Source organism: Paenibacillus sp. FSL K6-2441 (assembly GCF_037964765.1).
Classification (GTDB): Bacteria; Bacillota; Bacilli; order Paenibacillales; family Paenibacillaceae; genus Fontibacillus; species Fontibacillus phoenicis.
Window position 1 is genome coordinate 1 of sequence record NZ_CP150174.1, and the last position, 10,000, is coordinate 10,000.

Here is a 10,000-nt window from a genome sequence, read left to right on the forward strand (position 1 = left end):
GTGGACAGCCATACTTCGGAAATATGGCAACATATTTTATCTATTATTAATACGAAATTAAGCAAACCGAGCTTTGACACCTGGTTTAAGGCGACGAAGGTAGTCTCCTTAACCGATCAGTCGATTGTGATCTCCGCTCCGACCACGTTCGCTGTAGAATGGCTCGAAAGCCGCTACACCAAACTGGTGGCGACGACGGTTTTTGAGGTGATCGGCAAGCAGGTGGACGTCTCGTTCGTGATCGAAGAGTCGGCTCCCCCCGAGCAAGCTCAGGTTTACAAGGAACCCCCCGCTCCCGTCCCAAGCGAGGAAAGCGTTTCCCATATGCTTAACCCGAAGTATACGTTCGACACCTTCGTTATTGGCTCCGGCAACCGGTTTGCTCATGCCGCGTCGCTGGCGGTCGCCGAGGCACCGGCGCGGGCGTACAATCCGCTGTTCCTTTACGGCGGCGTGGGACTTGGCAAGACGCATCTGATGCATGCGATTGGCCATTACATTTTGGAGCACAGCCCCAGCAGTAAAGTCGTGTACATTTCCTCCGAGAAATTCACGAACGAATTCATCAATTCCATCCGGGACAACCGCGCGGAAAGCTTCCGTAACAAATACCGCAATATCGACATTTTGCTGATCGACGACATTCAATTTCTGGCCGGCAAGGAATCAACCCAGGAGGAGTTCTTCCATACGTTTAACGCGCTGCATGAAGAACGCAAGCAAATCATTATTTCCAGCGACCGTCCGCCAAAGGAGATTCCGACGCTGGAAGAACGGCTCCGCTCCCGGTTTGAATGGGGACTGATCACCGATATCCAGCCGCCGGACCTGGAGACCCGGATCGCAATTTTGCGGAAGAAAGCTAAAGCGGAAAACCTCGATATCCCAAACGAAGCGATGATGTACATCGCCAATCAGATCGATACGAACATCCGCGAGCTGGAAGGTGCACTGATCCGCGTCGTCGCCTACTCTTCCTTGATCAATCAGGACATTACGACTCATTTGGCCGCCGAAGCGCTCAAGGACATTATCCCATCCAGTCGTCCGAAGATGATCACGATTCAGGACATTCAACAGAAGGTTGGCGAGTATTACAATTTGAAGCTGGACGACTTCAAGGCGCGCAAAAGAACCAAAGCGATCGCGTTTCCGCGGCAAATCGCCATGTATTTGGCCCGGGAGCTCACCGATTTCTCGCTGCCGAAGATCGGCGATGCGTTTGGCGGAAGGGACCATACGACAGTCATCCATGCGCATGAGAAAATCACCCAGCAGCTCAAAACGGATCAGGAGCTATATAAAATCATCAACAACATAACCGAAAAAATAAAAAGTGCTACCTGAATAAGGGATAAGCCTATGCACATGATATGCACATGTGGATAGGCTTCATTTCATATTTTTCCGGTTGTTATCCACATATTCAGTGCCCCTACTACTTCTTCTAATCTATAAAGATATAAACATCTTCATAAGTAGCGGCAAGCCGCTCGCTTCAGCCAGTCGCTGCAACGCTGCGCTTGTCCAGTTCAACGAAGAAGATCATAAGGATGGCTGCATGAACCGCCTCAAAACCGTACATACCTCAAGGTTATGCTTCGGAGGCGAAGAATATGACTGTTCCCTTTCGAGGCAGTGTTCAATGTGAAGTATGCCCTTAGAAGCTTTATGCTTCATAACACTTTTAGGAGTTGAATTTATGAAAATCCGTATTTTGAAGCATGATCTCAATGAATCGATCCAACACGTATCCAAGGCGATTTCGAGCCGGACAACGATTCCGATTTTGACCGGGATCAAGCTAGATGTGAACTTTCAAGGGATGACCCTGACGGCCAGCGATACGGACATTTCGATTCAGGCCTTTATTCCGGCGGAGGATCAAGAGAAGCAAATCGTACAAGTAGAGCGTCCGGGGAGCGTTGTGCTGCCTGCGAAGTTCTTTGTCGAGATCATCAAGAAGCTGCCTTCCTCCGAAATCGAAATGGAAGTGCAGGACGGATTCCAAACCTTCATCCGTTCCGGATCCACCGATATCCAAATGGTAGGTCTGGATCCGGAGGAATTCCCTGTACTGCCTAGCATCGAAGAAAATCAGGTCATTTCGATTCCCGGCGATTTGTTGAAGAACATGATTCGGCAAACGGTATTTTCCATTTCGACGAACGAAACTTCGCCGATCTTGACCGGAGTGCTCTGGAACCTGGCAGATAACCAGTTCAAATTCGTAGCGACGGACCGCCACCGCCTGGCCAGCCGCATTGCCGGTCTGGATGACGCGGAGGGCGTACGGTTCAGCAACATCGTCATTGCCGGCAAAACGCTCAATGAGCTGAGCAAAATTATCCCGGATCAAAATACGCGCGTTGAAATCGTCGTTGCCGACAACCAGGTGTTATTCAAAATCGATCGCGTGTTGTTCTATACTCGCATTCTCGACGGAACTTATCCGGATACTTCCAAGATTATTCCGACTACGTATAAAACAGAACTCATCTTGGATACGAAGAAGTTAAGCGATTCGATCGACCGCGCTTATTTGCTGTCTCGCGAGGAGAAAACGAATATCGTCCGCCTGCAAACGATGGAAGACGGAACCATTGAAATTTCCTCTAGCTCCTCGGAGTTGGGTAAGGTTACGGAGCAGTTGGATGTGGCTCATTTTTCGGGGGATCCGCTGCGCATTTCCTTTAACTCGAAATATATGCTGGACGTTCTGAAGGTCGTGGAAAGCGAGCAGCTGCACATCGGGTTTACAGGCGCGATGAGCCCTATCATCATTAAGCCGGTGGACGACAGCCAGAGCCTTTATCTGATTCTGCCATACCGGACAACGAACTAGATCATTGGCGTCCAAAGCATGTTTCTAGCGGAAGCATTTTGGCGATACCAACAGAAAGGAAACCGATTCCTCATGAAAATAATTCCCATCTCGAGCGAATATATTAAATTAGATTCTTTCCTGAAGCTGGCGGATTGCGTGCCAACCGGAGGAATGGCCAAGGCGATCCTCCAGGAAGGTGCCGTGAAGGTGAATGGCGAACCGGAAGAGCGGCGGGGCCGGAAGCTGTATCCGGGCGATAGCGTTGAGGTGGAAGGTTGCGGCTCTTTTCAGGTGGCGGGAGAACAGGCTCCCTGAAGTGGCCTGCCTGTGGCCAAACGGCCGGGGACTGGCGGAGAATGAGGGGGCTTAGAACGTGTTTGTAAATCGTTTATCGCTGCAAAACTACCGGAATTACGGTACCCTTACGCTGGACGCCTTCGGCGCCGTGAACCTGATCATCGGACGGAATGCCCAAGGGAAAACGAACCTGCTAGAGGCGTTGTTCGTCCTTGCGCTGACAAAGTCGCACCGGACCGGCAAAGACAAGGAGCTGATCGCGTTTGGCAGCGACCATGCGCTGGTGTCCGCGGAGGTGGAGAAGAAGTACGGCCCAGTCCAACTTGAGCTTCGTTTATCGCCGCAAGGCAAGAAGGCGAAGCTCAATGGCCTGGAACAGAGGAAGCTGAGTGATTTTATCGGGGCGATGAATGTCGTGATGTTTGCTCCCGAGGATTTGGAAATTGTCAAGGGAACTCCTGGGGTACGGCGCCGGTTTCTTGACATGGAGATCGGGCAGGTACAGCCGAGCTATCTGTATCATTTGCAGCAATATCAGAAGGTGCTGATTCAGCGCAATAATCTGCTTAAACAGGCTTGGGGCGCCGGTCCCGAAATCAAGACCATGCTGGAGATTTGGAACGAACAGCTGGTCCAACACGGTGTTAAAATTATTAAAAAAAGGAAACAATTTATAAGTAAACTGCAAAAGTGGGCAGAGCAGATTCACGAGGGAATTACCGGAGGCGGTGAAACCTTGAAATTGGCTTATCTCCCCTCTTTTGGCACAGCCGAAGAAGAAGATGAAGCTGTCCTATTGCAGCAATTTATGATAAAGTTATCACAAATGAAGGATCAGGAGATTCGCCGCGGCATGACGCTGTGTGGACCACATCGCGATGATCTGTCGTTTATCATCAACGGCAATGAAGCGCAAGTCTACGGGTCCCAAGGCCAGCAGCGGACGACGGCATTATCGTTAAAACTGGCGGAAATTGAACTCATTCATGAGGAAATCGGCGAATACCCGATTCTCTTGCTGGATGACGTGTTGTCGGAGTTGGATCCGTACCGCCAAACCCAATTGATCGAAACGTTTCAGAGTAAAGTGCAGACGTTCATCACGGCTACAGGGATTGAGAGCATCAATGCAAGCCGATTACAGGACGCCAGCATTTTTCATGTTCAGGAAGGACAAGTCCAAGGTTAAGGACGGAGGGAAACGGATGTATATACATTTGGGCGGAGAAAAGGTGATCCTCTCTTCGGAATTGATTGCAATTTTCGATATCACGATCGAGAAGTCTTCAAAAATATCCAAGCAATTCCTCAGCCATGCGCTGGAGACCAAGAACGTGGTGCGCATCGGCGAGGAGGAAGCGAAGTCTATCGTCGTGACCCAAAACGAGATCTATTACTCGCCGATCTCCTCCGCTACGCTGAAGAAGAAAGCGAACGTGATTTTGACGGTTTAGCCTTGAATTTGATTCTAGAGAAGTAGGTGAAGGCATTGTCAATGAACGAACAAACATATGACGAGAGTAATATTCAGGTGCTTGAAGGCTTGGAAGCGGTGCGCAAACGCCCGGGGATGTACATTGGGTCGACCAGCGTACGCGGCCTGCATCACCTGGTATGGGAAGTCGTAGACAATAGTATCGACGAAGCGCTGGCCGGCTATGCGAATAAAATTGATGTCACGGTTCATCCTGATAACAGCGTAACGGTTGAGGATAACGGCCGGGGGATTCCGGTTGGGATGAATGAGAAGCTGCAGAAGTCGACGCTGGAAGTCGTCATGACTGTGCTTCATGCCGGGGGGAAATTCGGCGGCGGCGGATATAAAGTATCCGGGGGCTTGCATGGTGTAGGTGTCTCCGTCGTTAATGCCCTGTCGACGAAGGTGATCGTCGAGGTCAAGCGCGACGGTCATATCTATCAGCAGGAGTATCACCGCGGCACACCTCAATACGACGTACGGGTGATCGGTGACACGACTGAAACGGGGACCAAAACGACTTTTTATCCGGATCCTGAAATTTTTACAGAGACCACGGTCTTTGATTATAATACGCTGTTGACGCGGATTCGCGAACTCGCTTTCTTGAACAAAGGGATTAACATTTCGCTGACGGACGAACGGACAGGTCAAAGCGAGTCGTTCCACTACGAAGGCGGCATTATGGAGTATGTCCGCTTTCTGAATCAGAACCGCGAAGTGCTTCATGAGGAGCCGATTTACGTTGAAGGTCAGCGGGATATGATCCAGGTGGAAATCTCGCTGCAGTATAACGATGGCTATACGGAAAATATTTATTCTTTCGCAAACAACATTCATACTCACGAGGGCGGGACGCATGAGTCTGGCTTCAAGAGTGCATTGACGCGGATCATTAACGATTATGCCCGCAAGACCGGCATGATTAAGGAGAACGATTCGAACCTGACCGGGGATGATGTGCGCGAAGGGTTAACAGCGATTATTTCCGTCAAAATTCCGGAGCCTCAGTTTGAGGGTCAAACGAAAACCAAACTGGGCAACAGTGAAGTCCGCGGTATCGTGGAATCGCTCTTTGCTGAGAAGCTGCAGGAGTTCATGGACGAGAATCCGTCCGTGTCCCGGCGCATTCTGGAGAAATCGCTTCAAGCTTCGCGGGCGCGGGAAGCTGCTCGGAAAGCGCGCGAACTTACGCGGCGCAAGAGCGCACTGGAAGTCAGCGCCCTGCCAGGCAAGCTGGCTGACTGCTCTTCGAAGGACGCCTCGATCAGCGAACTGTATATCGTCGAAGGGGACTCGGCGGGCGGGTCGGCAAAGCAAGGACGGGATCGTCACTTCCAGGCGATCTTGCCGCTGCGTGGGAAGATCCTGAACGTCGAGAAAGCACGGCTTGACCGCATCCTCGGCAATGCGGAGATTCGGGCGATCATCACGGCACTTGGCACCGGAATTGGTGAAGATTTTGATATTTCGAAGGCGCGGTACCATAAAATTATTATCATGACGGATGCTGACGTCGACGGGGCGCATATCCGTACATTGCTCTTAACCTTCTTCTTCCGCTACATGCGCAAAATCATTGAAGCAGGCTATGTTTACATCGCGCAGCCGCCGCTGTTCAAAATCGAACGCAACAAAGTCGTTCGTTACGCCAACTCCGAGAAAGAACGCGATCAAATCATCGCTGAATTTGGCGAGGGCGCTAAAGTGAACGTGCAGCGGTACAAAGGTCTAGGCGAGATGAACGCCGAACAGCTCTGGGAAACCACAATGGATCCGGAGAGCCGTGTGATGCAGCAAGTCTCGATCTCTGACGCCATCCAGGCGGATGCGATCTTTGATACACTGATGGGTGATAACGTCGAACCGCGGCGCGAATTCATTCACGAGCATGCGAAATACGTTAAGAATCTCGATATCTAAGCGATATCGGGAGCCAATAGATAAGGCTGTTCTATACGATCCGGACTTGCATCCGGAAGGATGGGAACAGCCTTTTTCCTATTTCGCTTTGGCGGATTTGGCCTTCAATCGGCCGTAAGCGATAGCGTAGCGCCGGATCTTTTGGTAAACCTCTTTGGGATGAAGTATTTTGAAGGGGAAGAGAGCGGGCTTCGTATTGATTTCCAAAATCCAGATTTGGTACTGTTCGTCGATGGCGATGTCCAACCCGATTTCCTTGAGCTGCGGAAATTTCCGAGCCAGTTGGATGGCTGCCTGGACGCCGATGGATTTCATTTCCTTGTACTTCTCGGCAAACTCTTTGGGGGTCATATAGGAGCTAAGCAGGTCCTCAATGAGCATGACGCTGCCGCCGCCGTGATAGTTGGTGATGACCTTCTGCTGTGCAGCAATCCGTCCGATAAATCCAGTCGTCTCCCAGGACTTACGCGGGGTTTGCTGGACGAGGGCGCGGATATCGAACCTGCGGCGGCGGTAGGTGAGCAGACGGATGCCTTTTTGGATCAGATAAGGTTTAGACCCCATCTTGGCGACAAGTGCGTCGTGAAGCTCCTCTATCGTCGGGTACAGCTCGTATTCAATTCCGTACCTGAGCTTATACTGAAGCGGGCTGCCTGGGCTAAGGTCATCCGTCCATTTCTCAATGCTCATCACGCCGATGCCATAGGTGCCGTGATCCGGTTTGACGAAGACATAGCCGTATTCCTCCAGCATATCCCGAAGATGCTCAAAGGAATATTTTCGCGTATCCGGAATGTAGGGACGAAGGGATTCCTTCTGGTAGATCACTTTCGTTTTCTCCCACTTGCTTGCAATACGTTGGATCGTCAAATCGTTTATCCTTCCTTTCTTTCGGACCGGAACCGGCCCGTTGTCATCTATGCGATATGCGAAAAACATAGGACAGAAGAGAAAAACAATGGTATAATTATAAGATATGGGGATTTTATAAGCTTTTTCAGCGATTCAAAGAAAATGCCTATATCCGTAGTGTATGAACGTTCGATTCGATGGGAGTGGACACATCCCTAATTTTTTGCTGTCTATATGGATCGTGTTACAAGGCCGGTCACGTTTAATTGAGCTTGATTTGTGAAAGTAATATAATGAAAGTGGCGGTTTTTCGGGCTTTTTCCCATACGAAGGCACGTGGATAGATTATGAAGGAGGTCCAGCATGGCGGAAGAAAAATTCTCTCAAATCATAGATCGGGACATTAATGTGGAAATGCGCGAGTCCTTTATGGACTATGCCATGAGCATTATTGTCAGCCGTGCGTTGCCGGATGTGCGGGATGGTTTGAAGCCGGTGCATCGTCGCATTCTCTATGCGATGTCGGATTTAGGAATGCATCCGGACAAACCATTTAAGAAGTCAGCGAGAATCGTCGGTGAAGTCATCGGTAAATATCATCCTCACGGTGATTCCGCCGTTTACGAGACGATGGTGCGGATGGCGCAGGATTTCTCGATGAGATATATGCTTGTCGAAGGCCATGGCAACTTTGGTTCCGTCGACGGGGATATGGCCGCGGCGATGCGGTATACGGAAGCGCGTTTATCCAAAATCGCCATGGAAATGCTGCGTGACATCAACAAAGAAACAATTGATTTCATGCCGAACTACGACGGCGAGGAGCAGGAACCGGTCGTGCTGCCTTCCCGCTTTCCGAACCTGCTGGTCAATGGGGTGTCGGGGATCGCAGTTGGGATGGCGACGAATATCCCTCCGCATAACTTAGGGGAAGTCATTGACGGGGTTCAGGCGTTAATCAAGAATCCGGAGATCAGTTCGCTGGAATTGATGGATTATATCAAAGGCCCGGATTTTCCTACGGCTGCTTATATCTTGGGCCGTTCGGGGATCCGCCAGGCGTATACGACGGGACGCGGCTCGATTACGATGCGGGCGAAGACCACGATTGAGGAGCACAACAACAAAGCACGGATCGTCGTGGAGGAGCTTCCTTATCAGGTCAACAAGGCCCGTCTGGTTGAAAAAATCGCCGAACTGGTACGTGAGAAGAAAATTGACGGGATTACCGACTTGCGCGACGAGTCGGATCGCACCGGCATGCGCGTGGTTATCGAGCTTCGGCGGGACGTCAATCCGAACGTCGTGCTGAATAACCTGTATAAGCATACGGCGCTGCAAAGCACTTTTGGCATTAATATGCTGGCGATCGTAAACAATGAACCGAAGATTCTGACGCTGAAAGATGTCTTGAGTCATTATCTACAGCATCAGGTTGAAGTTGTTCGCCGGCGCACCGAATTTGATTTGAAGAAAGCCGAAGCCCGGGCGCATATCCTGGAAGGTTTGCGGATCGCCTTGGATCACATTGATGAAGTTATCGCTTTGATCCGGGGATCAAATTCGGATGAAGAAGCCCGTGAAGGCTTGATGACCCGTTTTGGTCTGAGCCCTGAACAAGCACAAGCGATTCTCGATATGAGACTCCGCCGGTTGACCGGATTGGAGCGCGAGAAGATCGAAGACGAATATAACGAATTGCTCCAGAAGATCGCTGAATATCGTGAGATTCTGGCCAATGAACAGCTCGTGCTGAAAATTATCGGTGAAGAGCTGCAGGAAATCCGTGAGAGATACGCGGATGAACGCCGTACGGAAATTACGATCGGTGAAGAAAGCATCCTTGACGAGGATTTGATTCCTCAAGAGGAAGTGGTCATCACGATTACGCATACCGGCTACATCAAGCGGTTGCCGGTGACAACGTACCGCAGCCAGAAGCGCGGCGGGCGCGGCGTTGTCGGGATGGACACCAAGGATAATGATTTCGTGGAGCATCTGTTCGTGACGAACTCCCATCATTATCTGATGTTCTTTACCGATCGCGGCAAGGCGTATCGCCTCAAAGCGTACGAGATTCCAGAGCTGGGACGTACGGCTCGGGGGACGCCAATTATTAACCTGATTCAGATTGAGCAGGGCGAGACGGTCAATGCGGTTATCGAGGTCGAGCGTTTTGACGATAACAAGTATTTGTTCTTTGCTACGAAGCAAGGGATCGTCAAGAAGACGCCAATCGAAGACTATATCAACATTCGCAAGGGCGGATTGATTGCCGTCAACCTGCGCGAAGACGATACGTTAATCGACGTGAAGCTGACCGATGGCAATGAAGAAGTGATCATGGGTACAGCACAAGGCATGTCGATCCGGTTCCCAGAAAGCGATGTACGCTCTATGGGCCGGGCAGCTACCGGTGTTAAAGGGATCACGCTGGATGAAGGCGACTCTGTCATCGGCATGGACGTTGTGGTTCCGGGGCAGGATGTCTTGATCGTAACCGCGAATGGTTACGGCAAGCGGACGCCGATCTCCGAATATCGCACGCAAAGCCGCGGCGGTAAGGGGATCAAAACGATCAATGTCACGGAGAAGAACGGTACGGTTGTCGGACTCAAGGTCGT

The 10,000-nt window shown here is 50.7% G+C and carries 8 protein-coding genes (1 of these 8 cut by a window edge); 7 read left to right on the forward strand and 1 reads right to left on the reverse strand.

The genetic code is table 11. The features are described 5' to 3' along the window. The 6 genes from dnaA to gyrB all read left to right on the forward strand — a co-directional run bounded on the left by dnaA (position 1) and on the right by gyrB (position 6,524). A complete protein-coding gene (gene dnaA, locus NSQ80_RS00005) occupies positions 1-1,347 on the forward strand; it encodes a chromosomal replication initiator protein DnaA (protein ID WP_009223336.1) in 1,347 nt (448 codons plus the stop codon). A gap of 355 nt (positions 1,348-1,702) precedes the next feature. After that, positions 1,703-2,845: a DNA polymerase III subunit beta gene (gene dnaN, locus NSQ80_RS00010; RefSeq protein WP_009223335.1), complete on the forward strand. Its 1,143-nt coding sequence runs from the start codon at positions 1,703-1,705 to the stop codon at positions 2,843-2,845. Between the two features lie 72 nt (positions 2,846-2,917). After that, entirely contained in the window at positions 2,918-3,142 is a 225-nt protein-coding gene (yaaA, locus tag NSQ80_RS00015; RefSeq protein WP_028540079.1) for a S4 domain-containing protein YaaA, read from the forward strand. 58 nt (positions 3,143-3,200) lie between these two features. Beyond that, positions 3,201-4,313, forward strand: a complete 1,113-nt coding sequence (gene recF / locus NSQ80_RS00020) for a DNA replication/repair protein RecF (RefSeq protein ID WP_009223333.1) — start codon at positions 3,201-3,203, stop codon at positions 4,311-4,313. Between the two features lie 16 nt (positions 4,314-4,329). Next, a complete protein-coding gene (locus NSQ80_RS00025; RefSeq protein ID WP_009223332.1) occupies positions 4,330-4,578 on the forward strand; it encodes an extracellular matrix/biofilm biosynthesis regulator RemA family protein in 249 nt (82 codons plus the stop codon). A gap of 41 nt (positions 4,579-4,619) precedes the next feature. Beyond that, positions 4,620-6,524: a DNA topoisomerase (ATP-hydrolyzing) subunit B gene (gyrB, locus tag NSQ80_RS00030; RefSeq protein WP_036644062.1), complete on the forward strand. Its 1,905-nt coding sequence runs from the start codon at positions 4,620-4,622 to the stop codon at positions 6,522-6,524. Between the two features lie 78 nt (positions 6,525-6,602). On the opposite strand, the gene NSQ80_RS00035 is transcribed toward gyrB, so the two are convergent. Beyond that, entirely contained in the window at positions 6,603-7,394 is a 792-nt protein-coding gene (locus tag NSQ80_RS00035; RefSeq protein WP_339300820.1) for a YheC/YheD family protein, read from the reverse strand. Between the two features lie 345 nt (positions 7,395-7,739). Here NSQ80_RS00035 and gyrA point away from each other — a divergent pair, with 345 nt between their 5' ends. Continuing rightward, positions 7,740-10,000, forward strand: partial view of a DNA gyrase subunit A gene (gene gyrA / locus NSQ80_RS00040; RefSeq protein WP_323078380.1) — the 5' portion only. Its footprint extends 262 nt past the window's final position; the window shows 2,261 of its 2,523 coding nt (coding positions 1-2,261); the start codon lies at positions 7,740-7,742; its stop codon lies beyond the right edge, outside the window.

Excerpts from the sequence above, each read along its gene's own strand:
- NSQ80_RS00025 (WP_009223332.1), top strand. The coding sequence starts at position 4,330 with ATGTATATACATTTGGGCGGAGAAAAGGTGATCCTCTCTTCGGAATTG.
- yaaA (WP_028540079.1), top strand. The coding sequence starts at position 2,918 with ATGAAAATAATTCCCATCTCGAGCGAATATATTAAATTAGATTCTTTC.
- gyrB (WP_036644062.1), top strand. The coding sequence starts at position 4,620 with ATGAACGAACAAACATATGACGAGAGTAATATTCAGGTGCTTGAAGGC.
- dnaN (WP_009223335.1), top strand. The coding sequence starts at position 1,703 with ATGAAAATCCGTATTTTGAAGCATGATCTCAATGAATCGATCCAACAC.